Genomic DNA, 23,796 nt, shown 5'->3' with positions numbered 1-23,796 from the left:
TTAAAATAAATTAGCAATCTGCATCAGGTGCAGCTTGTTGATAAAGTTGATCCGCCAAATCCGCGGAATATACAGCTCTTGTACCACCGATGAGCTTCGGCCTTGCGAAAGCCATCGTGACATAAGCCTGGCCAATATGGCGAACCGGCGGCCTTACAGGAACAGCAACTCTGCGCAGATGCATCCCAATCAGCGTTGAGCCAATATCAATGCCCGCATGCGCCTGAATCGTTTCGACAACGACCGGCTTCACGAAGTGCCTGTACGCATAGGAAGCCATCGAACCCCCGGCCTTCGGCACGGGAATCACAGAAACCGCCTCAAGCTGTGGAATTAACCCCAGCAGCTCTTCTTCTACGACCAGCGCACGATTCAAATGCTCGCAGCACTGATACGCGGCATGCAGCCCGAACTCGCTGCAAATACGCGCAACCGTCTCGAAAATCGGCTTTGCTGCACCCAACGTACCCGATGTTCCAATTCGATGTCCGAGAATTTCACTCGTGCTCGTACCGATCACCAAGATATGGCCGGGACGCAGGCTACCAACAGTAACCAGCTCACGCAGATTCGCTTCCAAAGCTTCTGCGATAGGATCATACATAGAATCTGTCATTGCGCAACCTCATTTCTAGGGGTGAACCGTGAAACGATCTTCGATGCTCTGCACTTTGTTGATTCGATTCTTATGGCGGACACCTTCCGAAAACTCAGTTTCCAACCAAATTTTGACGATTTCTTCTGCTACGCCAGGTCCAACAACTCGCTCACCCATTGCTAGCACATTCGTATCATTATGTTCACGGGTCGCCTTCGCGGAGAAAAGGTCATGCACAAGTGCACAGCGGATTCCCGGAACTTTATTGGCAGCAATGGACATCCCAATACCAGTTCCACAAAGTAGAATACCTTTATCTGCGTCTCCTGAAACGACTTTTTCGCAAACCTGAAGTGCATAATCCGGATAATCGACGGAGTCGCCGCAGCTGCATCCGAAATCGATCACTTGATGACCTAATGATTCAATAAAAGGAATGATAACATCTTTCAAACGATAGCCTGCATGATCTGCACCTAAAGCAATTTTCATGAATAAAACGCTCCTTTTTGACTGTTCGAATTCGACCATCCTATTATATCCCAAAGCTCACCAAAAACGAAAAAAAGAGCGCACACGCTAAAAAACGCGCGTTGCTCTTTTGCCCAGGCGACCGGCCGTATAGCTCAATGCTCCATTGTGGTTACTCCCACTCGTCGCCAGTTACATTGAGTCTTGCTTGTTACTTGTATTTTATCGCATTCCCAGCAATGTGTAAAGCTCTATTGACCTATCCTACCGAGGACCTTTATGGAAAAAGCAAACGTCATCTTTAACCTCGGAATGCTAGCGTAATTTTTTCACCAATTTATCCAAGCTCCGATTAATTTCCTCGGCTGTATAACGATAATCGGCTAGTGACCCGCCATAAGGATCTGAAATATCATAATCTGGAATCGCATTTTCCAGCGCATACATGCGGCTTTTTTCTTCCACAGATACCGTCTGAGATAGCGCTTGTTTGAGCTGGAGCTCTGTCGCAAGCTGCTCTCGCTCTTCTATAGCCTTCAGAATGCGAGCATCGTCCTCTACATACTCTTTGAGCGTATACGTCTTCTCGACCGCATGAGGAAAGCGCCCAATCACTTTACGTTTATGCCCCGTCGTCATCGTCAAAACCAGATCAGCCCAATCGACATCCGCAGTGCTAATCGCTAGCGAACTGATAGATTCCTTGAAACCCGCTTCATGAAGAAGTGACTGGCTGTTTCTCGATATCGGACCACCCGTCATCGCAGATACACCTGCCGAACGAACCTCCGCCGCAAGCCCCTCTTGATGCACCCTCATACGCAGCAAACCTTCAGCTAACGGACTGCGGCACGTATTTCCTGTACAGACAAATAGAATTCGCAACATGAAATCCTCCCGAAATAAACGACTACACCCTCCTCTTAGGAGGATGCGTTTATATAGAAATTTAGCCAACATTTTGTGTGAAACCTATAAATTCTAAATTTTTGAAATAAACGACTATACCGCCGTCCGTAATTACCCGTATTGTATCATAGTAAAAACTTGATCCCAAACCCTAACAGGATAAGTCCACCGAATGCCTCACCATATTCCCCAATCCAACCGCTAACTCGTCTGCCAAGCAGCAAACCTGCTATCGAAAGCAAGCCGCCAAATAGACCAAAGATAAGTACTGTAAGCACAATGTCCGTGGCAAACATCCCGAGAGAAACACCCACAGAGAACGAATCTATACTAACACTGAGGGCAAAAATGATAAGCCCCCATAACGTTCGATGATCGAATGCCGTAGCCTCTTCCCCACGTATCGAGCTATATACCATATGTGCGCCAAGCAAAATAAGTAAACATCCCCCTGCCGCCGTTGCGACATTCCCCAGAAGGAGGGAGACATACTGCCCCATAAACATCCCCATCAATGGCATGAGCACGTGAAAGAGACCGATGACAATGCTGATTTTCAAAATATCCACCAGACGAATGCCCTTCATCCCAATGCCAATTCCCAACGAAAAAGCATCTAGGCCCAAAGCAATCGCCATTATTCCAATTGTCATGAGTTGCCCAACTTCTACCCCAGATGCGAGCATAGCACGATCCCCCTTGTCCACGATTCTTTCTCAAGATATGCGGACAAACTGGGAATCATGCTACTTTAGAGGCGGACCCGCTCATGACCCGCTGCTTTGAGCAGTCGATTCATAATGGCGCTACCAATCCCTGCATCTGGAACGCCCTCTGCGACAATATAGCTAATGCCTTTATGATCAAAATTCCGTAGAGCGGCATAAAGCTCCCGAGCTATCGTTTCTGGTTGTGCTAAGGAGCCGCATGCGACAACGAGATCCGCTCGGTATCCGCCTACTCTTTCTTTAAAAGTGAGAATCCCCGTCGACTCTCCCCGTGACTTCGCGGCATCGATATCGCGCTGAATCCATGCTGAGACTTCCAGATCGTCTTCTCCTTGAACGATGTGCATATAGCCCTTCGGTGCATAATGCGTGTACTTCATACCTGGCGCACGAGGAGTATCCGCAGCTTCTACCTCAGTTGGCTCAGCCAAATGAATAAGCAGGTCTGGCAAAACCGCCTGCAACTGCTCCGCAGTCACACCACCTGGTCGCAACACATATAACTCTTCGTCTATAAGTTGAATAACCGTTGATTCTACACCGACACCCGTTGCACCACCGTCTACAATTCCACCAATTTTGCCATCCAAATCATCGCGTACATGCGATGCCAGCGTCGGGCTCGGTCTACCCGAACTATTCGCACTTGGTGCTGCTATCGGAAGCTCCGCTACTCGCAGCAGCTGTAGAGCCACCGGATGATCAGGTATACGGATACCGACGGTTTGCAGTCCTGCTGTAACCAACGGCGAAAGGCTACCTGCAAGTACAGGTAGCACAATGGTTAAAGGTCCGGGCCAGAAAGCCTTCATAAGCACCTGATGATGAGCTGTGAGACTATCTGGCTGAACAAGGCCTGAGAGCTGCGTCGCGTCAGCTATATGCACAATCAGAGGATTATCGGAGGGCCTCCCCTTCGCGGCGAAAATCTGTTTTACCGCTGCCGTATTCGTCGCATCCGCACCAAGTCCATACACCGTTTCAGTCGGAAAAGCAACTGTATCCCCTTGCTGCAGAAGGTTCGCTGCCTCTGTTATATACTGCGCTGTCGCGCTCTGTTCCCCTTGATCCACGTTCCAGTAGGTTGTCACAATCACTCTCATCCTTACTTATATGAAATAAATGTATGTATAGCGGTTAGCTAAACCACGAAAATATCGCCTTAAACATTTCCCAAATGAAGAACTTTACTTTCGGTTGAGCTGGCTCTTCGGATGTGGAAACCGAAGCTGCTACAACTTCAACTTTAGCGTCTTTCTTGGCAACTTTCTCCGTGGAAGCTGCTTTATCCTTGCTAGCAACTTCGTCTTTCTTCTTGGCAGACGGTGTTTCACTAACATTAGCTTTAGCCTTATCTTCTTTAACCGGCTGCTTTTCCTTGCCATTCTCGTCCGTCGTTTTGGCCACCACAACTGCAGCCGAAGCAACCGCTTCACCTGATACCGAATCTACAAAGCATAACGGTGGAAATAAGACGCACCACCAATTTTGTCCTTCACCAGAACCAATTACAACACGCAAAGCTTCATAATCCCCAGCGGGGTAGACGTCATTTCCGTACATTTTGGTTGGAAAAGGGACAACACCTAGCTCCACTGTATGCGGATAGTTGTAGCCGCGGGATGCAATCATCTCGCCAACCAGTTGATCGAATTCAGGCAAATGCGCACTCACGACCGCTCTGGCCTCGTCCAAGGAATGTGGTCCAACAACCCACTCCGTCATACGGGCAATAATCGCATCGCGAATCTCGCGTTTCAAAGCTTGGTCCTGCGCAGAATCGGAATTTGCTAGAATACGCAAACGAATCGATTCTTCCGGTATCGTAGGCGAAATAACCGCCGCGTTCGTACGATTGGATTCCCAACACATAATCATAAGGATAAGTGCAAAAACAATGAATAATAGGCTATTAACTGAGTGGCGCTCCGTTCTCTTAACCATGGAGAGTAGCCCCTTTCCCGTCATCTACTAGCCAGTATGGACAATAGTGGGAGGGGCTAAACCTATGAATCTATGATTTTTTGCAAAATGATAGAGTTGGTAGAAAGATGCAGACGATCTCTGAGAATCGGCTACTCGGGAGAGCGGATCGCGACCACGTGGCGTTCGATTCCCTGGAGATCCTGCACGAAGCGGATCTCCGTCCATTCCGCGGCGGCACGCAACAACGCCGCAACCGCCTCCGCCTGCCCGATGCCCACCTCGAACCCGACCACAGTCGGGATTCGTGGTAGCCGGTGCAGCTGCGAGATCATGCGGCGGTACAGGTCGAGTCCCTCGACACCGCCGAATAGAGCAGTGTGCGGCTCGAATAGCCGCACCTCAGGCATTAGCGCCGGCAGGTCGCCATCCGGGATGTATGGTGGGTTCGACACCAATATATCCGGCGCGAGCCCGCGCTCAATATAAGGCTCGAGGAGGTCGCCCTCGAGCCACTCCACACGCTCAGCCACCCCGTGGCGCTGCGCATTCTTGCGGGCCATCTCCAGCGCTGCCGCGGAGATGTCGCTGGCCGCCACGCGCCATGTAGGGCGCGCGTGTGCGATCGTCACCGGGATGATACCACTCCCGGTGCCCACATCCGCAAGCAGCGGAGCGCCTTGCGGAAACAGACGCGAGCCCTCGTGGAGCAACGCCTCCACGAGCAGCTCGGTCTCCGGCCGCGGGATCAGCACGGCCGGCCCGACTTCAAACGGAAGGCCGAAGAAATCCTGCTCACCGGTGATGTACTGCACCGGTTCACCCACGGCCTTCCTTGCAACTAGCTGGTCCCAAGTGGCGACCAGCTCTTTCGGCATCTGTTCCTGCCACCAGCGGAACAGCAGCTCGGTCCGACTGCAGCCGCCTAAGAGGTGCTGCAGCAGCAGTTCCGTGCAAGACGAAGCCTCTGCGACGCCTTGCTCCGCTAAAAAAGAAGAAGCCTTCACAAAGGCTTCTCTCACACTCATGTTTGCAGTCGTCATTACATCGCCTCTAAGGCATCGGATTGTGCAGCAATCGTTAATGCTGACACAATTTCCGCCATATCGCCGTTTAATACCGTTTCTAGACGGTGTAACGTCAAGCCGATACGGTGATCGGTAATCCGGCTTTGCGGGAAGTTGTAAGTACGAATACGCTCTGAACGGTCGCCCGTTCCGACTTTGCTTTTACGCTCGCCCGCATATTTCGCTTCTTCTTCTTCACGCAATTTATCTGAAATCCGCGTACGAAGTACGCGAAGCGCTGACTCTTTATTGGAGTTTTGCGATTTTCCATCCTGACACGTTGCGACGATACCAGTTGGTACGTGAGTTACACGCACAGCGGATTTCGTTGTATTAACGGACTGACCGCCCGCTCCACTGGAACAGAACGTATCGACGCGAATATCGGCATCATGAATCACGACTTCCACATCTTCTGCCTCTGGCATAACAACAACCGTCGACGTGGAGGTGTGGATCCGTCCACCGGATTCCGTTACTGGAATACGTTGAACACGGTGCGCACCGCTCTCAAACTTGAGCTTACTATAAGCACCTTTACCCGTAATCATGAAAATAATTTCTTTAAATCCGCCCAAATCATTCACGGAAGCATCCAAAATTTCCGTTCTCCAACCTTGCGCATCCGCATAACGCGTATACATCCGGTAGAGATCGCCTGCGAACAGCGCAGCTTCATCGCCGCCTGCAGCGCCGCGAATTTCCACGATGACGTTCTTGTCATCATTAGGGTCTTTCGGCATCATCAAGATGCGGAGATGTTCTTCTAGTTTAGCGGATTGTTCGCTAAGCTCTTCGATCTCCATTTTGACCATTTCGCGCATCTCATCATCCAGCTTCTCATTCTGCATCACTTTCGCATCAGCTAGCTGTTCACTCACGCTCTTATACTCATTATAAGCATCGTAAGCTTCCTGAAGATCAGATTGCTCTTTGGAATACTCTCTTAGTTTCTTCGTATCACTCGTTACATCCGGGTCACACAATAACTCGCTTAGTTTTTCATAGCGGTCCACAATGGACTGAAGTCGATCCAACATAGGGGATCACTCCTTTCTTATTTTTATAATCAATTAAACGTTGAAACGGAAATGCATAACGTCGCCGTCATTTACCACGTACTCTTTACCTTCAAGACGTACTTGACCTTTTTCTTTCGCACCCGCCATGGATCCAGCAGCAGCCAAATCGTTATAAGAAACAACTTCTGCACGAATAAATCCACGTTCGAAATCCGTATGAATCACGCCAGCTGCTTGCGGAGCTTTCGTTCCTTTACGAATCGTCCATGCTCTAACCTCTTGAACCCCAGCCGTGAAATACGTGTACAAGCCGAGTTTACGATAAGCAGCTTTAATTAATCTATTCAAGCCGGACTCTTGAAGTCCCAACTCTTCCAGGAACATCGCTTTTTCTTCATCTTCCAGCTCAGCGATTTCGGATTCAACCTTCGCACTGATGGAAACAACTTCGTTGTTTTCTTTTTCTGCGAATTCCTTCACGATTTTAACGTAAGCATTCTCGTCCGCCGTTGCAACTTCATCTTCACTCACGTTTGCCGCGTAAAGCACTGGCTTCATCGTTAGCAAATGTAGATCGCGAACCAGGAGGCGCTCATCTTCTGTCAAATCCAAGCTGCGTGCTGGCATATCATTATATAAGGCTTCTTTGATACGTTCCAAACACTCAACTTCAGCAACCACTTTCTTGTCGCCACCTTTGAGGTTTTTGCGTGAACGCTCGATCTTTTTATCAACCGACTCAATGTCTGCCAAAATCAATTCAAGATTAATCGTCTCGATGTCGCCAATCGGATCGACTTTCCCAGAAACGTGAGTAATATTATCATCCTCAAAACAACGGACAACATGCACAATCGCATCAACTTCGCGGATGTGTGCTAGAAATTTATTTCCAAGGCCTTCGCCTTTGCTCGCACCCTTAACCAAACCCGCAATGTCAACGAATTCGAAGGCTGTCGGCACGATGCTCTTAGGCACAACGATTTCCACCAGCTTCTGCAATCTCTCGTCTGGTACTTCTACTACCCCAACATTCGGATCGATCGTACAGAACGGATAATTCGCAGATTCTGCCCCCGCCTGTGTAATTGCATTAAACAATGTCGATTTTCCTACGTTCGGTAGACCGACGATACCTGCTTTCAAAGCCATTGTCGTTACAACTCCTTAATTTTCGAAAATCATCCTTCTTATTATATAGTACTTAGCGGGCAAAAAAAAGCCTGCAAGCTATTGATTGGCTGCAGACTTTTTTTCCATTGCTCTTTTGAACTCTTCATCCCGCTTCTGCTCGAAGTAAGTTTGGATCTGATTTCGCAGAATAAAACCGCGCAGCGCATTGCTTTGTTCCTCTGGATAGCTTTCGAAGCTGGCCCCGTAGTAGTAACCGTCTTCTTGCTTTTCTTTCCTTATAATTTCCAACATACAAGGCATCTCAAAGCCTAAATCCAGCTCGAGTTGCAGCAGACATTTTTTGTGAAGAATACCATCGATCATCGAATTATCATTAATGATAAAGCCAATTCCGTTCATGGAAATGTTTTTTATCGAAATTTCAATTGGATTTTCCAAGTGATGCTGCTCTTTTTGGGTTATATTTTGAAATCCTGCAATGTGTCCTATGTTCTTCACATCTACCCGCGGGAATTCCCGTTTCTCCGAAAATTTCTTCCGATTCTCAGGTGGATTGATCACGATCAGTGAACCAGGCTCTCTAGCTACGACTGTCGAATGAAAAACGAATAGACCCGATTTCGTGTATAACGTCATTTTGATCTTATCACCAAGCTGAAATATCTCGTATTCCGGCAACTCGATCTCCATGATATCGCCTTGTGCATAGGTAAGAATACCTGTCGACACGAAATCATCCTTGGCCACAACAGCTCGGCAATGAATTAATACCTCCGCATCATATCCTTCTTTACTCCCATATCGCTTCAAAGCATCCTGCTTCATCGCCATGCTCATCTTCACCCTCCCTTAATGATGGATTTCATAGCACTTTTCCGCACAAAATAGACTGCCCCCACACAGGGACAGCCTATCACCGCAATCAAAAAAAGCATCGATTTTCGGTAACCAGGCTGCCATAGTTCATACGAACCGTAGACCCTCAGCTTTGCGTCCTTGCCTTTCAGCAAGTTTGCCATTGTCGAACCCTGCTATTCATTTATATATCGTTACTGGTCTAAATGATCTATCTTTGGTCCAAACTGGTCTAAAAGACCCACTGTAATCATTATTATACGTAGCTTATGCACTTCTTTCAACTAAAATCCTTGCATGGACGATGTTTTTATTGTATGAATGTGTAGTGGAATTGAATATCCACAGGTTTATAAGTTATCCACATTGTTATCCACAGCTTGTTAACAACGAATATTTGTTCGGATTTTTATACACATGTGGATAAACTATTATTGCGAGGTGTCCCCCTGTGGATCAACATATCCCTTGGATGAGAGAAGCGATCGGTGAGGCACTGAAAGCGGAAGCTATCCGTGAAGTTCCGATCGGCGCGGTCGTCGTCCATCAAGGTCAAATCATTGGCCGCGGCTACAATTTACGCGAAACAACCCTAGATCCTCTTGCGCATGCGGAGATGATTGCTATTAAACAAGCAAGCGAGCATTTGCAGGCTTGGCGCCTTCTGGATTGCCAACTCTATGTGACATTGGAACCTTGTCCAATGTGCGCGGGTGCGATCGTGCAAGCACGAGTGCCTCAAGTTATTTATGGTACGGTAGATCCGAAGGCCGGCTGTGCGGGAACATTGATGAACTTGCTACAGGAAGACCGATTCAATCACCGGGTCGATGTGGTTAGCGGCGTTTTGCAAGCGGAGTGTTCCACAATGTTGACGCAGTTTTTCCGAAAATTACGGGGGAAAGCGTAAGGGTTTGGCCGTTCTGGCTGCTTGTACATGGTTTAAAATGGGTTGCAACTCGAAATCATCTCATGTTAGAATGACGATACTATGCGCCCGTAGCTCAGCAGGATAGAGCAACAGTTTCCTAAACTGTAGGTCGTACGTTCGAATCGTATCGGGCGCGTATACGAATAAAATTCGCGTTAAAAAAAGACGAAAGCTCATCGGATGATACCCGACTGCGATCGTCTTTTGTTTTATGTTGATATAGGTGTAAATTTGGCGCGATTGGTGCAGCCGTATTGCCTTTGTCTACTAATACCAAGGATAGTAAGGATAAAATGGGCGGTAGTACGGGTAAGGTCTAAAGAACGGAAATGCAAAAAGAAAAAACGGAAAATGCTGCCGACGAAACCGGCGATATCCGTAACCAAACGGTTGTCTGTATGGATCCGTTTCCCTTCCCTCGCCACCAACCTCTTCTGGAACTAACATCGTTACGCCTTCATTATCCATACCATCAATAATTCCCTCAATTTGTGACCCATCTTTCATATGTGCAATAACATGGTAATTCATATATTTGTTACAATGTGCCTTTACGTCGCCACTTATTTGACTAGCTTGAATAGGATTCATTGCGGACACGCCTATCCCTCCTTCTTTAACTATCCATAGGATATTCGCCCACTAAAAAACGGTTACAGCTTTTTTGCCTTAGCATATTCCTTTTGACGCCCAGCTAACAAAAGAACGATAATAGAGTTATCACTGATTAGAAAGGAGTCCTCACTCCGATGACGACTCGCCCTATTTCATCTTATCGCATCCCGCTCTTCTGTGCGGTCACAATGCTGTTCTGGATGTCGATGTACACCAGTGTTCCGATCATGGCGCCTTACGTAGAATTCCTCGGGGGAAGCCATCAACTGGCCGGCTGGATTGTCGGTATGTACGGCATCTCGCAGATGCTCCTTCGCATCCCCGTAGGCATTATGTCGGATCGTTTTCATAAAAGAAGGCTGTTCATCACCTTCGGTCTTCTCTTCACCGCCATTACGGGACTCGGGCTGTGGTTTACGCACGATTTTACGTGGATCTTAATTCTCCGCGCACTTGCAGGCGCAGCCGCAGCGACTTGGGTTGATTTTACGGTGCTATTCACAAGCTATTACAAGCATGAAGAGTCTACGAAGGCGATCGGTACGATCTCCTTTTTCAACTCACTCGGTCAGGTGCTGGGCATACTTAGTGCAGGCTGGGCAGCAGACAAGCTAGGGTGGGAATCTGTGTTCATTCTCGGTGCAGTGCTTGGCGTACTAGGCATGGTCGGTTCTTTCTTCCTCATCGAAAAAGTAGAGAAAGACGCACCCAAAATCACTATGCGCGGAATCGGAAACGTGGCGACGGATCGCACACTCCTCTTTGTTTCTCTGCTCGCTATCTTATCGCAGGTGCTGATATTTGCTACGGTGTTCGGCTTCACGCCGGTTTATGCGATGCAGCTTGGTGCAGATAAATTCTCGCTCTCCTTGCTTTCCTTATTCGCTAACGTACCTGTTGCGCTAGCCTCTTTATTCGGCGGAAGGCGTTGGGCCATGAAATATGGGGAGAAACGCATGGTTGTAGTCGGCTTCCTGCTCATGGGGATCTTCACCTTTACGGTACCGTTCACCCATCATCTCTGGCTGCTCATGGTCACACAGGCATTCGCAGGGTTTGGTCGTGGACTTTCATTTACCCTACTCATGGGGATGAGCATTAAGCATATGCCTGCAGATAAGCGGGCGACGGCGATGGGTTTTTTCCAAGCGATTTATGGACTCGGTATGTTCGTAGGACCTGTTCTTATGGGTATCATTGGCGACTATTTCTCTCTGAATGAGGGCTTTATTGTACTCGGCGTACTCGGTGCCATAAGTGCGCTACTCGCTTATATATTCGTTCAAGGCTCAGCTAAGAAACAGCCGCTGGGAACTAACAAATCTACACTAGCGCAATGATACGCCAAAAACTCCCTGGAGCGAATCACAACGAAAAAAAGAACCCCTAAGGGTTCTTTTTTCGTCGGCATTGATGATATTTCTTTGAACCTTGTTACACGTAAACCTAAGTTAAATCTGCGTATAAAACACGGTAAGTGTCTTTAGCACATCGCCCTCCAGCCTGATTATAACAGGTAGAAAAGTCCTCTTTGCAATGGTTGTTTCCCTTTCGCTAATTGCTCCAACGGAACCACACCTCTCTGCTTGCCGACAATAATAGTATGGCCGGTTTTTGTTTTTTTAAACAAGTTTATTAAAAAAAATTAATCGCCGCCGTGTCCATGTCCTTCTGCAGCGTGTCCACCGGAATGATTCTGATTCTTCACCTTTTTGGATCCAGATAAGGGCTCTTGATTCCCACCATGATTATTTCTGTTTTTAACAGAACCATTGTTCACCAGATTATCGCCTGCTGAGTATGATTTCGGTTTAGACATGAATGCCCATCCTCCTTTACGAACTAGTTTCCGTCGTGATTAAGCGCATCCTGATGCCGATGGTCATTGACCTTCTGCTGAACCTGCTGTGCATTATGGGCGTTGACCGGATTGGCATCCAAATCCTTGGCTACATTTTGCAAATTCTTATCTGGACTCTTTTGCTTTGTCATCACGGTGTCCTCCTTCTTACTTAAGCGTTGGTGACCTTCTGCAATGCCTGTGCACACTCATGAATATGACGCACATAATCGTCGATTAACGACTGTACGACATCGCCACGCTCGTCAATATGCGTTGTTCCTTGCTGCACATCGGTTAGTTCAACTTTCACTTCTCTGGCATCCATATACGTCACTTTAAAATCAAACGAATAGCCGGTATGCCCCGCCGTCATAATGTGCACGCGGACGGCCTCCGCATCACCTTCATCTGCCCATACCCTCGTCTGATCGGCAGGCTGCAGAACAGTGGGCATGACGCGCATCCACTCTTTCACGATTTCAGCTTGATCCACGCTAGGCTTATCTGATTTGCTCATAGGTAACACCTCCACATGATTAAAATGCGGAAGCCGCCCGTGTTTTATCCATGTAAAAAAACACCTACTCCCCAGCACGAATCGAATCCGTGTTAGAGAGTAAGTGCTATCCGCTTCCGGTTTATTTTACGATTTGCTGCAGGAGCATACCCAACATCTTCGCTGCTTCTTCGCGCGAAGCGAAATCCTTGGGCGCAAATCGATTTCCCGATTTCCCGGAAATGATCCCAGCCTGTTGCATCGCTTTCGCTGCTTCTACGGCAAAGGCAGGGATCTCAACACCGTCTGCAAAAGGTACCGCGGCTACTACTTGCGGTAAGCTGAGCTTCTGTAGCGCAGCGAACCGAGCGATCATCGTGACGATTTGCTCACGCGAGATGTTGGCAGCAGATGCAAACACTCCCTCGCCTACACCGCTTGTAAGCCAGTTCTCAGCTGCCCACTGTACAGACTGGGCATAATAGCTGTCCGCCTTCACATCGCGGAAACTAGACGATTTGTAGCCGCTAAGGTTCACACCAGCCATGCGAGCCGCTAGGTACGTGATATAGCTCTTAGCAAAGCTTGCTGACGTATCACTGAACGTAATAGGTGAAAGCCCTCGTCACCTCCTCATATTGGATGAGATGATCTCGTCCATTATAAGAAAAGCTCCTGCTACGAAATACCCACTTTTTGTTAAAATATGATATTAATTTTGTAAAGGTCGCCACTCGATGCCCCTGAAAAAGAAAAACAAAAAAAGCCACACGATTTCAACAATCGCATGACTTTTTGGTTGGGTATTACCTTGGCTACGGAGAGGGTGGGATTCGAACCCACGGAGACCTTGCGACCTCGGCGGTTTTCAAGACCGCTGCCTTAAACCACTCGACCACCTCTCCACGATAGGCGTCTCCGATTAGGGAGACGACCTTGTGCAGTGACAAAAAGCATTGTAGCACATAATCGCCACTCGATGCAAGTGCTATTTTTTCGTGATGACTTTAACGTTGTTCATGTAAGGAACAAGCACATCTGGAACGATAATCGAACCATCCGCTTGCTGGTAATTTTCAAGAATCGCCGCCACTGTTCGACCAAGCGCTAAGCCTGATCCATTCAGTGTATGCACGAACTCCGGCTTCGCCTTCGCATCACGGCGGAAGCGAATGTTCGCCCTGCGCGCTTGGAAGTCTTCGAAATTGGAGCAGCTGGAGATCTCGCGGTACGCACCGCTGTTAGGCAGCCATACTTCCAGATCATACGTCTTCGCTGACGTGAAGCCAATATCACCTGTGCAGAGTGACAGCACGCGGTAAGGCAGCTTCAATAGCTGTAGAACGCGCTCAGCATGCCCTGTAAGCTTCTCTAACTCCTCGTAGGAGTCTTCGGGCTTCACAAGCTTTACAAGCTCAATTTTGTTGAATTGGTGCTGTCTGATTAAGCCACGTGTATCACGACCAGCGGATCCTGCTTCCGAACGGAAACAAGCACTGAACGCCACGAAATTAACCGGCAGCTGTTCATTCGTTAGAATATCTTCACGGTGGTAATTCGTGACGGGTACTTCCGCTGTTGGAATTAGGAAATATTCCGAATTCTCCAGCTTGAACACATCTTCCTCAAACTTCGGAAGCTGACCTGTACCTGTCAGGCTATCACGGTTGACGATATATGGAGGCAGCATTTCTTCATAACCATGCTCATCGCTGTGCAAGTCCATCATGAAGTTGATCAATGCGCGCTCTAAGCGAGCGCCAAGCCCTTTGTAGAACACGAAACGCGAACCTGTTACCTTTGCGGCCGCTTCGAAATCCAAAATGCCCAGGTCCTGCGCAACTTCCCAATGCGGCTTCACTTCAAAATCGAACGATGGAATGTCGCCAATTCGGCGTACTTCTACGTTCTCTTCTTCCGTACGACCCACAGGAACGCTGGCATGCGGCATATTTGGAATGGAGAGAAGAACTTGTTGTAAGGACTCGTCCAGGACACGGATTTCGTCATCAAGCTCTTTAATGCGGTCTCCGACCACTTTCATTTCTTGAATCAGCTCATCCGCGTTTTCACCGGATCTCTTGCGCCCCGCTACCTCTTGGGAAACGGTATTACGACGGTTTTTCAGCTGTTCCGTTTCTTGCAGCAGCTCTCTGCGCTTCACATCTAACTCTGTGAAACCATTAAGCTCCTCAATCTGCTTGCCGCGGTTTTGCATGGCAGCTTGTACAGCTGCTAAATCACTTCGAAGTAACTTTACATCAAACAAGGAGATTCCTCCGTTAGCGCAAAATGGTTTGTATATGGAAGCAAGCACCCAAACCGGCAATCCGGTTAACTCGGGGTGCTTGAACCATTGGTTATGCTTGGCTTTGCTTTACCATGTCTAAGAAATAACTATGCAGACGGAAATCATCCGTCAGCTCCGGGTGAAACGACGCCGCAAGGAGATGTCCTTGCCGCGCGGCTACGATCTGGCCGTCATACGTGGCCAGTACATCCACATCTGGTCCCACTTTCTCAATGAGTGGGGCTCGAATGAATACCGCGCGAACGTTCTCGTCAATGCCTTTGATCGGCAAGTCCGTCTCAAAGCTTTCGCGTTGACGACCGAATGCGTTGCGAGCCACCGTAATATCCATTAGCTCGAGATGAGCTTCCGGTTGTCCGGTGATCTCTTTCGCGATGACAATCAACCCCGCGCAGGTGCCGAAGACGGGCTTACCTGCCGCGGAGAACTCACGCAGCGCATCGATGAAGCCATACGTACGCATGAGCTTACCGATCGTCGTGCTTTCGCCGCCAGGAAGGATAATACCATCAAGCTCAGCAAGCTGCTCAGTGCGTTTGACAACGACTCCTTCTGCGCCTGCCTTTTCTATCCCACGAATGTGCTCCGCTACCGCGCCTTGCAGCGCGAGAACCCCAATCTTCGTCATTACCAGCCGCGCTCCTGCATACGCTCGGAAGCTTGAAGCTTAGAAATTTCGATTCCCTTCATAGGGGCACCTAGATTTTTGGAGATTTCAGCGATCATTTTGTAATCTGTGTAGTGCGTTACCGCTTCAACGATTGCTTTCGCAAACTTCTCTGGGTTATCGGATTTGAAAATACCAGATCCAACGAATACACCATCAGAACCAAGGTGCATCATAAGCGCTGCATCAGCAGGTGTAGCAACACCGCCAGCTGCGAAGTTAACAACAGGCAATTTACCTGTTTGGTGAATTTGCAGCAATAGCTCGTAAGGGGCGCCAAGCGTTTTCGCTTCGAACATCAACTCGTCCAAAGACATGCTTTGAACTTTACGAATTTGACCTTGAATCGTACGCATGTGACGAACCGCTTCAACAATGTTCCCTGTTCCTGGCTCACCTTTGGTACGAAGCATGGAAGCTCCTTCGCCAATACGACGCAAAGCTTCGCCAAGATCGCGGCAACCACAAACGAAAGGTACAGTGAAATCACGTTTGTTGATGTGGAATACTTCATCCGCAGGTGTTAATACTTCACTCTCATCGATATAGTCAACGCCTAGGGATTCAAGAACTTTAGCTTCAACGAAGTGTCCAATTCTTGCTTTCGCCATGACTGGAATGGATACAACTTTCATCACATCTTCAACAATAGTTGGATCAGCCATACGGGATACGCCACCAGCAGCACGAATGTCTGCAGGTACGCGCTCAAGCGCCATAACAGCGGACGCGCCAGCTGCTTCTGCGATTTTAGCTTGCTCAGCGTTCATAACGTCCATGATGACGCCGCCTTTTTGCATTTCGGCCATACCTGTTTTAACGCGGGAAGTTCCTGTTTCCATTCTTGATTTCCTCCTATAACTTCTATGCAATTTCGGTGTAGTTCCCTACACGATTCGATAATAAACTTCTAAACAACAATTTTACATGAAGGAGGGGTAATATACAACCCATTTTCTGGCCTAAGAGCCGCCTTTAATCCCATTGAACATATCGCTGAAGAAGTTTTTAATGGAGCGGAACAGCAACCTGATCCAGCTGCCTTTTTCAACATCGCCATCAGCAATTAGATCTACCGTTTTTTCTTGACCGTTGTAACTTACTTTAACTTTCCCCAGCGTGTCGCCTTTCGCAATAGGAGCTACTAGCTTGCTTTCTTCAACAGACTCTGTCTTCACTTGGAATTCGGTATCTTTCGCGCCTTTTCTAGCAACGAACGTTAACCCCGTTTTCGTAACAAGAGGTACATCCAACTGTACACCCTTCTTAATGTTCACACTTTTCAAAGAATCTATCGTCTGTTTCGCATTCAAGAATGGTTTTATCTCAAAATTATTAAATGCATAGTCCATCAGCTTGCGTGTTTCATTGAAACGTTCTGGTTCTGTTTTCGTCCCCATAACAACTGTAATCATACGCATACCGTTACGTTCTGCCGTTCCCGTGAAGCAGTAGCCTGCATCATCGGTAGAACCTGTTTTCAAACCGTCCAACCCTTGATACGCATACTTCTTAAAATTGGTGTTCGTTGAATTCCCTTCGAGCATCCAGTTCCAGTTGATCATAGGTGATTTATCTGTCGCTCTCAGCTTCAAGGAAGGGATTTTCGTAAATTCTAGAATTTCTTTATGGTCCTTCAAAATATTATAAGCAAGAATCGCCGCATCGCGAGCTGTCATCTTCGTCTCACCTTCAATGGAAGCAGGTGGATTCTTGAGATCAGCACGTGAAAGTCCAGTCGCACTAATAAAATGGGCCTTATCTGACATGCCAAGCTGTTTCGCTTTGTCATTCATCATTTTCGCAAAATTCTCTTCCGTGCCTCCAAGCAGCTCAGCAAAAGCCACAGAAGCATCGTTCGCGGAATAAATGGACATCGCATTAAACATATCTTTGAACGTTAGTGTCTCGTTCTCGGCAATCAACTGCCCGGAGCCAATAACATCTGCCGCATTCTTAGTGGCTGTCACAGGTGAGTCCCACTTGAATTTGCCTTCTTTAATGCTTTCCATTGCCAAATACTCCGTCATCATCTTCGCCATACTTGCCGGAGGGAAGGCTTCATCTGCATTCAATTGATACAGGACTGCTCCTGTGCTGGCTTCCATGATTATCGCAGATTTCGCTGCTACTTGAGGTTCATTCAGTGCGGGTGCTGGTGTTGTCCCTGCATTAGGAGCAGGCGTTGTTACCGCCGCTGGTGATGGTGAAGCTGCTGGCTTCTTCTCATCTGCCGCGTAGGTTGGCTGTATATGTAAAAGTAAGGATTGAGCAATTAAGCTAATACCTAACACCAAAGCAACCTTTTTCTTTGTAAAACGTAAAAATCTCACAATTTCACTCTCCCTAAATGATGTTTGGTTAAGACATATGACACGTTATATTGTAACACACCCCATTAGACAAAAAAAAGAAAACGTGGGTTCAACTCCCACGCCTCCAATTTCATCCATATTGTGACAATATATAGGGACCTTTTAGCGGAGCTAAAAGTCTCTCATCTACATCGAGTAATTTGGTGCTTCTTTTGTAATTTGAATATCATGCGGATGGCTTTCTTTCAAACCTGCTCCCGTAATACGAACAAATTGCGTATCATGAATAAGTTCTTGAATGTTGCGCGCCCCACAATATCCCATACCTGAACGAAGTCCGCCCACTAGTTGATACACCGTATCCGCCATTGGCCCTTTATAAGCCACACGACCCTCAATGCCCTCTGGAACAAGCTTGCTCTCGTTCTCTTGGAAGTACCGATCCTTGCTGCCTTCCTTCATAGCACCTAAGGAGCCCATTCCACGGTAAACCTTGTATCTGCGACCTTGGAAAATCTCAGACTCACCAGGACTCTCTTCTGTCCCTGCAAAAAGACTACCAATCATAACCGCGCTAGCTCCCGCTGCGATCGCTTTAACCACGTCACCTGAGTACTTGATACCGCCATCAGCAATAATCGGAACACCAAATTCGGCAGCTGCTTGTGCGCAATCATAAATCGCTGTAATTTGTGGAACACCAATCCCTGCAATAATGCGAGTCGTACAGATTGATCCAGGTCCGATCCCGACTTTTACCATGGAAGCTCCCGCTTTGATCAAATCACGTGTTCCATCGCCTGTCGCTACGTTTCCTGCAATAATCGGCAGTTCCGGATATTGGGCTCTCAGTTTCTTCACAGTCTCTGCAATGTTAATATGATGACCATGTGCAGAATCTACGACGATGACATCAATCCCAGCAGTAACAAGCGCTGCGGCTCTCTCCAGCACGTCTTTAGACACACCAACAGCGGCACCAACAAGTAAACGCCCTTGAGCGTCCTTAGCCGAGTTAGGGAATTGAATGGCTTTCTCAATATCTTTAATCGTAATTAACCCTTTTAGACCAAAATTCTCGTCTACCAAAGGCAACTTCTCAATTTTATGTTTCTGAAGGATGCCCTCTGCTTGCTGAAGAGTCGTGCCAACTGGCGCTGTTACAAGACCTTCCTGCGTCATCACTTCTTTGATTTTAATCGAATAATCATGAACAAAGCGTAGATCGCGGTTCGTCAAAATACCCACCAAACGATTATCCGCATTCACAATTGGAACACCGGAAATGCGGTATTTCGCCATTAGCTCTTCCGCATCATACACGTGGTGCTCAGGTGTTAGCGAAAATGGATTGGTGATAACGCCGCTCTCCGACCTTTTCACACGATCAACATGCTCAGCTTGCAGCTCAATTGGCATATTCTTATGAATAATCCCGATGCCACCTTCACGGGCCATAGCAATTGCTAGCGCAGACTCCGTCACCGTATCCATAGCGGAGCTAATGAAAGGGATATTTAATTTCACACCAGGCGCCAGTTGCGTCGAAACGTCGATCTCCTTACCGAACACTTCGGACTTTCTCGGCACTAACAAAACATCGTCAAACGTTAAACCTTCCTTGCCAAACTTATCTTCTCTCACAGCGTACCATGTCCTCCTTAAAGCCCTCTACCTGAAGAAAGCTTGATTCATTAGCTTCAGCTCATTCTTTCGTATGATTGCAATCTTAACAAAAGCCTATTTTTGGTGTCAAGGAAAAGGACGAGTAGACAGCTCCCACCATGCCTCGAATAAGTCAATTCGGTTAACGATAGGAGTATGTGCTGCTTGGATTCCAGAGTAGGAACTGCTCAATCCCTTGCTCCTTCGCTGCCTTAATCTGCTCCTTAACATCGATCACACCATACTTCTTATGCGGTTTGACCCATGTTGCCGTAAAATCCTGATACCAAGGCCTGATCTGTGCAACCTGACTACTTGATTTCGCTAGCTGATGGTTTTTCCATTTGGCGTCGTTAATGGCTTGATGAATGATCGCGTATGGCTGCAAATCTGGGTATTTCACCCCATAAATTCCTGTCGTGTAGTGTGACGGATACAGCATCGGAGAAATAAAGTTAACCTCTTTACTAATCATCGCCCAATCTTGTCCAATGCCCATATCATTAGGTAAAGACGTCGTTAATCCGAATACATCTGCCGAAATATACGCCTTATTGCCGATCTGTTCCTTCGCTTTATGCAAAAACGTTGCAATATCCTGAGCCTTACTTAGCTTCTGCGGGTTGTCGAAAAGGACCTCCTGGTCCACCTTCTGACCATTTTCCGGAAATCTCACATAATCAAACTGAATCTCATCAAAACCCAGATTAGCTACCTCATTGGCGATTTGAATATTATAGTCCCACACATCCATCTTAAAAGGGTCTACCCACGCGATTCCTTTCGCATCCTTCCAGACACTACCGTCTCTGTTTTTCATAGCGTACGTACTCTTCTTCTTACTTAAATAAGGATCCTTAAAAACAACAAGCCTAGCTATCGTATAAATATGCTTCTGCTTCAATCTCTGCAGCTTCGCTTTCATATCTTGTATAATGACGTGGCTATTCGCCCCGATTTCATTGACCAAAGGAACCGTTGAGGGATAGGTTACTTGGCCGGAATCGTTCTTAACATCAATCACCATCGCGTTTAAATCCGTATGTTCCACCAGTCCAATTAATTGCTCGAATTTGCTGCCTACGGAGGACCAGGCGGATACATAAATACCTTTCACGATCGGTTTAGCAGGCATGGAAAAAGAAGGATTTACAGCCACAGCCTGCGGCATCTTCTTGGGTTCTTGATTAGGCGCGAGCCCAATGCTTCCTACATGACTTAAAGAGTGAAGTGGATTTGCCTCTTCTTTCACTTCGTCGATTTTGGTTGAGCAACCATTCATCATCAGCGTTACTAACGAACAAAGACACACCCTGTTGATCCATCTCATGCTGCTTGTTGTCCTCATCGTCATCCCTCCTCGTAGGATTAGTATGGTTAAAAAAGCAATATTTACAGATACAAAAAAAAGAGTCTTTCTGGAAAAAATCCAGAAAGACTCTTACTGTGTGCTTGGCAACGTTCTACTCTCCCAGAACCCTGCGGTTCAAGTACCATCGACGCTGGAAGGCTTAACGGTCGTGTTCGAGATGGGAACGCGTGGATCCCTTCCGCCATCATCACCAAACAGTCAAAGCGTTTGTTTGCGCCTTGAAAACTAGATACGAAACTTCACGTAAAGTACTATACTCAGGAATTTTGGTTAAGCCCTCGACCGATTAGTATTCGTCAGCTGCATACGTTGCCGCACTTCCACCTCGAACCTATCAACCTCGTCGTCTACAAGGGGTCTTACATACTGGGAAATCTCATCTTGAGGGGGGCTTCGCGCTTAGATGCTTTCAGCGCTTATCCCCTCCGTACATAGCTACCCAGCGATGCCTCTGGCGAGACAACTGGTACACCAGCGGTACGTCCATCCCGGTCCTCTCGTACTAAGGACAGCTCCTCTCAAATTTCCTACGCCCGCGACAGATAGGGACCGAACTGTCTCACGACGTTCTGAACCCAGCTCGCGTACCGCTTTAATGGGCGAACAGCCCAACCCTTGGGACCTACTTCAGCCCCAGGATGCGATGAGCCGACATCGAGGTGCCAAACCTCCCCGTCGATGTGGACTCTTGGGGGAGATAAGCCTGTTATCCCCAGGGTAGCTTTTATCCGTTGAGCGATGGCCCTTCCATTCGGTACCACCGGATCACTAAGTCCGACTTTCGTCCCTGCTCGACTTGTAGGTCTCGCAGTCAAGCTCCCTTATGCCTTTGCACTCTGCGAATGATTTCCAACCATTCTGAGGGAACCTTTAAACGCCTCCGTTACATTTTAGGAGGCGACCGCCCCAGTCAAACTGCCCACCTGACACTGTCCCCATACCGGATCACGGTACTAGGTTAGAACTCCGATACGATCAGGGTGGTATCCCAACGGCGCCTCCACCCAAGCTGGCGCTCAGGCTTCAAAGGCTCCCACCTATCCTGTACAGATCGTACCAAAGTCCAATATCAAGCTGCAGTAAAGCTCCATGGGGTCTTTCCGTCTTGTCGCGGGTAACCTGCATCTTCACAGGTATTAAAATTTCACCGGATCTCTCGTTGAGACAGCGCCCAAGTCGTTACGCCATTCGTGCGGGTCAGAATTTACCTGACAAGGAATTTCGCTACCTTAGGACCGTTATAGTTACGGCCGCCGTTTACTGGGGCTTCAATTCATAGCTTCGGGTTGCCCCTAACCACTCCTCTTAACCTTCCAGCACCGGGCAGGCGTCAGCCCGTATACTTCGCCTTGCGGCTTCGCACAGACCTGTGTTTTTGCTAAACAGTCGCTTGGGCCTTTTCACTGCGGCCCCCTCGGGCTATTCACCCTACCGAGGCACCCCTTCTCCCGAAGTTACGGGGTCATTTTGCCGAGTTCCTTAACGAGAGTTCTTCCGCGCGCCTTAGAATTCTCTTCTCACCCACCTGTGTCGGTTTGCGGTACGGGCACCTTCGCCTGGCTAGAAGCTTTTCTTGGCAGTGTGAACTCATGACCTTCGGTACTTAAATTTCCCTCCCCATCACAGCCCAGCCTTACGGTTAGCGGATTTGCCTACTAACCAGCCTCACTGCTTGGACGAGCATCCATCAGCTCGCGTCACTATCCTTCTGCGTCACTCCATTGCTCATAACGGCTACGGTGGTACAGGAATTTCCACCTGTTGTCCATCGACTACGCCTTTCGGCCTCGCCTTAGGTCCCGACTTACCCTGAGCGGACGAGCCTTCCTCAGGAACCCTTAGGTTTTCGGCGGATCAGATTCTCACTGATCTTTTCGTTACTTATACCGGCATTCTCACTTGTATGCGCTCCACCTGTCCTTACGGTCAGAATTCAACGTACATACAACGCTCCCCTACCCATGCACATACGTGCAAGCCATAGCTTCGGTGGCGTGTTTAGCCCCGTTACATTTTCGGCGCAGAGTCACTCGACCAGTGAGCTATTACGCACTCTTTCAATGGTGGCTGCTTCTAAGCCAACATCCTGGTTGTCTGTGCAACTCCACATCCTTTCCCACTTAACACACACTTGGGGACCTTAGCTGATGGTCTGGGCTGTTTCCCTTTTGACAATGGATCTTAGCACTCACTGTCTGACTCCCGGATTTAAGTTTGTGGCATTCAGAGTTTGACTGGACTTGGTAACCCTTGGCGGGCCCCGCACCCAATCAGTGCTTTACCTCCACAACTCAACATCCGAGGCTAGCCCTAAAGCTATTTCGGGGAGAACCAGCTATCTCCGAGTTCGATTGGAATTTCTCCGCTACCCCCACCTCATCCCCGAATTTTTCAACATTCGTGGGTTCGGGCCTCCAGTGAGTGTTACCTCACCTTCACCCTGGACAGGGGTAGATCACACGGTTTCGGGTCTACGTCCACGTACTAAAGCGCCCTATTCAGACTCGCTTTCGCTGCGGCTCCGTCTTTTCAACTTAACCTCGCACGGGAACGTAACTCGCCGGTTCATTCTACAAAAGGCACGCCATCACCCATATAGAGGGCTCTGACTTTTTGTAAGCACACGGTTTCAGGTTCTTTTTCACTCCGCTTCCGCGGTGCTTTTCACCTTTCCCTCACGGTACTGCTTCACTATCGGTCACTAGGGAGTATTTAGCCTTGGCAGATGGTCCTGCCGGATTCCGACGGGGTTTCACGTGACCCGCCGTACTCAGGATACCTCTAGGGGATTCGTTTGGTTTGGGCTACAGGGCTTTTACCTTCTATGCCGGACCTTTCCAGATCACTTCGCCTACCAAACTAACCCCATATCGA

23 protein-coding genes, 2 tRNA genes, 2 rRNA genes and 2 riboswitches (1 of these 29 cut by a window edge) are annotated in these 23,796 nt (G+C 48.1%); of the genes, 3 read left to right on the top strand and 24 right to left on the bottom strand.

The genetic code is table 11. The annotated features are described in order from the left end of the window. Positions 1 to 10 precede the first annotated feature (10 nt). The 10 genes from ACSQ8P_RS00180 to ACSQ8P_RS00135 all read right to left on the bottom strand — a co-directional run bounded on the left by ACSQ8P_RS00180 (position 11) and on the right by ACSQ8P_RS00135 (position 8,689). Entirely contained in the window at positions 11 to 616 is a 606-nt protein-coding gene (locus ACSQ8P_RS00180; RefSeq protein WP_436233391.1) for a TIGR01440 family protein, read from the bottom strand. A gap of 15 nt (positions 617 to 631) precedes the next feature. Then, on the bottom strand, positions 632 to 1,090 hold the full coding sequence (rpiB, locus tag ACSQ8P_RS00175; protein WP_436233390.1) for a ribose 5-phosphate isomerase B: 459 nt from the start codon (positions 1,088 to 1,090) through the stop codon (positions 632 to 634). Positions 1,091 to 1,194: 104 nt separating this feature from the next. After that, a riboswitch (ZMP/ZTP riboswitch) is annotated at positions 1,195 to 1,275 on the bottom strand. 109 nt (positions 1,276 to 1,384) lie between these two features. After that, entirely contained in the window at positions 1,385 to 1,957 is a 573-nt protein-coding gene (locus tag ACSQ8P_RS00170) for a low molecular weight protein arginine phosphatase (RefSeq protein WP_436233389.1), read from the bottom strand. A 146-nt stretch (positions 1,958 to 2,103) separates the two neighbouring features. Further along, complete coding sequence (locus ACSQ8P_RS00165) at positions 2,104 to 2,664, bottom strand: manganese efflux pump MntP (RefSeq protein WP_436233388.1); 561 nt, start codon at positions 2,662 to 2,664, stop codon at positions 2,104 to 2,106. Positions 2,665 to 2,729: 65 nt separating this feature from the next. Beyond that, positions 2,730 to 3,797 (bottom strand): L-threonylcarbamoyladenylate synthase, encoded by a 1,068-nt coding sequence (locus ACSQ8P_RS00160; RefSeq protein WP_436233387.1) that lies wholly within the window; start codon positions 3,795 to 3,797, stop codon positions 2,730 to 2,732. Positions 3,798 to 3,843: 46 nt separating this feature from the next. Continuing rightward, positions 3,844 to 4,650 carry a stage II sporulation protein R gene (gene spoIIR / locus ACSQ8P_RS00155; RefSeq protein WP_436233386.1) on the bottom strand — a complete coding sequence of 269 codons (807 nt, stop codon included), beginning with the start codon at positions 4,648 to 4,650 and terminating at the stop codon, positions 3,844 to 3,846. Between the two features lie 131 nt (positions 4,651 to 4,781). Next, positions 4,782 to 5,672: a peptide chain release factor N(5)-glutamine methyltransferase gene (gene prmC / locus ACSQ8P_RS00150; RefSeq protein ID WP_436233385.1), complete on the bottom strand. Its 891-nt coding sequence runs from the start codon at positions 5,670 to 5,672 to the stop codon at positions 4,782 to 4,784. Further along, entirely contained in the window at positions 5,672 to 6,736 is a 1,065-nt protein-coding gene (gene prfA / locus ACSQ8P_RS00145) for a peptide chain release factor 1 (RefSeq protein WP_436233384.1), read from the bottom strand. Before prfA ends, prmC begins: the two co-directional genes overlap by 1 nt. A gap of 33 nt (positions 6,737 to 6,769) precedes the next feature. Beyond that, positions 6,770 to 7,870: a redox-regulated ATPase YchF gene (gene ychF / locus ACSQ8P_RS00140; protein WP_436233383.1), complete on the bottom strand. Its 1,101-nt coding sequence runs from the start codon at positions 7,868 to 7,870 to the stop codon at positions 6,770 to 6,772. Between the two features lie 78 nt (positions 7,871 to 7,948). Then, positions 7,949 to 8,689 (bottom strand): PilZ domain-containing protein, encoded by a 741-nt coding sequence (locus ACSQ8P_RS00135; RefSeq protein WP_436233382.1) that lies wholly within the window; start codon positions 8,687 to 8,689, stop codon positions 7,949 to 7,951. 103 nt (positions 8,690 to 8,792) lie between these two features. Then, positions 8,793 to 8,879, bottom strand: a riboswitch (cyclic di-GMP riboswitch). 279 nt (positions 8,880 to 9,158) lie between these two features. Here ACSQ8P_RS00135 and tadA point away from each other — a divergent pair. Continuing rightward, positions 9,159 to 9,617, top strand: coding sequence for a tRNA adenosine(34) deaminase TadA (gene tadA, locus ACSQ8P_RS00130; protein ID WP_436233381.1), 459 nt, complete (start codon positions 9,159 to 9,161; stop codon positions 9,615 to 9,617). A gap of 83 nt (positions 9,618 to 9,700) precedes the next feature. Continuing rightward, positions 9,701 to 9,774: transfer RNA gene (locus ACSQ8P_RS00125), tRNA-Arg, on the top strand. Between the two features lie 131 nt (positions 9,775 to 9,905). Here ACSQ8P_RS00125 and ACSQ8P_RS00120 read toward each other — a convergent pair. Next, complete coding sequence (locus tag ACSQ8P_RS00120) at positions 9,906 to 10,238, bottom strand: hypothetical protein (RefSeq protein ID WP_436233380.1); 333 nt, start codon at positions 10,236 to 10,238, stop codon at positions 9,906 to 9,908. Positions 10,239 to 10,387: 149 nt separating this feature from the next. On the opposite strand from ACSQ8P_RS00120, the gene ACSQ8P_RS00115 reads away from it, so the two are divergent. Next, positions 10,388 to 11,593, top strand: coding sequence for an MFS transporter (locus ACSQ8P_RS00115; protein WP_436233379.1), 1,206 nt, complete (start codon positions 10,388 to 10,390; stop codon positions 11,591 to 11,593). A gap of 305 nt (positions 11,594 to 11,898) precedes the next feature. Here ACSQ8P_RS00115 and ACSQ8P_RS00110 read toward each other — a convergent pair whose 3' ends face one another. From ACSQ8P_RS00110 to ACSQ8P_RS00050, 13 genes are all read right to left on the bottom strand, one after another. After that, entirely contained in the window at positions 11,899 to 12,072 is a 174-nt protein-coding gene (locus tag ACSQ8P_RS00110; protein WP_436233378.1) for a small acid-soluble spore protein P, read from the bottom strand. A 23-nt stretch (positions 12,073 to 12,095) separates the two neighbouring features. Continuing rightward, complete coding sequence (locus ACSQ8P_RS00105) at positions 12,096 to 12,245, bottom strand: hypothetical protein (RefSeq protein WP_436233377.1); 150 nt, start codon at positions 12,243 to 12,245, stop codon at positions 12,096 to 12,098. Positions 12,246 to 12,265: 20 nt separating this feature from the next. Continuing rightward, positions 12,266 to 12,613: a hypothetical protein gene (locus ACSQ8P_RS00100; protein WP_436233376.1), complete on the bottom strand. Its 348-nt coding sequence runs from the start codon at positions 12,611 to 12,613 to the stop codon at positions 12,266 to 12,268. A gap of 121 nt (positions 12,614 to 12,734) precedes the next feature. Next, a complete protein-coding gene (locus ACSQ8P_RS00095) occupies positions 12,735 to 13,139 on the bottom strand; it encodes an S-layer homology domain-containing protein (RefSeq protein ID WP_436233375.1) in 405 nt (134 codons plus the stop codon). A 271-nt stretch (positions 13,140 to 13,410) separates the two neighbouring features. Then, a tRNA-Ser gene (locus tag ACSQ8P_RS00090) sits at positions 13,411 to 13,497 on the bottom strand. Positions 13,498 to 13,580: 83 nt separating this feature from the next. Beyond that, positions 13,581 to 14,861 (bottom strand): serine--tRNA ligase, encoded by a 1,281-nt coding sequence (gene serS, locus ACSQ8P_RS00085; protein WP_436233374.1) that lies wholly within the window; start codon positions 14,859 to 14,861, stop codon positions 13,581 to 13,583. Positions 14,862 to 14,952: 91 nt separating this feature from the next. Further along, a complete protein-coding gene (gene pdxT, locus ACSQ8P_RS00080) occupies positions 14,953 to 15,531 on the bottom strand; it encodes a pyridoxal 5'-phosphate synthase glutaminase subunit PdxT (protein WP_068669666.1) in 579 nt (192 codons plus the stop codon). Beyond that, positions 15,531 to 16,412 carry a pyridoxal 5'-phosphate synthase lyase subunit PdxS gene (gene pdxS / locus ACSQ8P_RS00075; RefSeq protein WP_436233373.1) on the bottom strand — a complete coding sequence of 294 codons (882 nt, stop codon included), beginning with the start codon at positions 16,410 to 16,412 and terminating at the stop codon, positions 15,531 to 15,533. Before pdxS ends, pdxT begins: the two co-directional genes overlap by 1 nt. Positions 16,413 to 16,532: 120 nt before the next feature. Continuing rightward, on the bottom strand, positions 16,533 to 17,903 hold the full coding sequence (locus ACSQ8P_RS00070) for a D-alanyl-D-alanine carboxypeptidase family protein (RefSeq protein WP_436233372.1): 1,371 nt from the start codon (positions 17,901 to 17,903) through the stop codon (positions 16,533 to 16,535). Positions 17,904 to 18,071: 168 nt separating this feature from the next. Further along, positions 18,072 to 19,529 carry an IMP dehydrogenase gene (gene guaB, locus ACSQ8P_RS00065; protein WP_436233371.1) on the bottom strand — a complete coding sequence of 486 codons (1,458 nt, stop codon included), beginning with the start codon at positions 19,527 to 19,529 and terminating at the stop codon, positions 18,072 to 18,074. Between the two features lie 163 nt (positions 19,530 to 19,692). Further along, on the bottom strand, positions 19,693 to 20,898 hold the full coding sequence (locus ACSQ8P_RS00060; protein ID WP_436233370.1) for a putative glycoside hydrolase: 1,206 nt from the start codon (positions 20,896 to 20,898) through the stop codon (positions 19,693 to 19,695). A gap of 102 nt (positions 20,899 to 21,000) precedes the next feature. Continuing rightward, positions 21,001 to 21,117: ribosomal RNA gene (rrf, locus tag ACSQ8P_RS00055) — 5S ribosomal RNA — on the bottom strand. A gap of 71 nt (positions 21,118 to 21,188) precedes the next feature. Beyond that, positions 21,189 to 23,796, bottom strand: a 23S ribosomal RNA gene (locus ACSQ8P_RS00050); it runs 307 nt beyond the window's last position.

Source organism: Paenibacillus sp. LjRoot153 (genome assembly GCF_964253085.1).
In the GTDB taxonomy this organism is placed as follows: Bacteria; Bacillota; Bacilli; order Paenibacillales; family NBRC-103111; genus Paenibacillus_E.
Note: the sequence above shows the minus strand (reverse complement) of the source record. Positions and strands in the feature narration are given on the sequence as shown.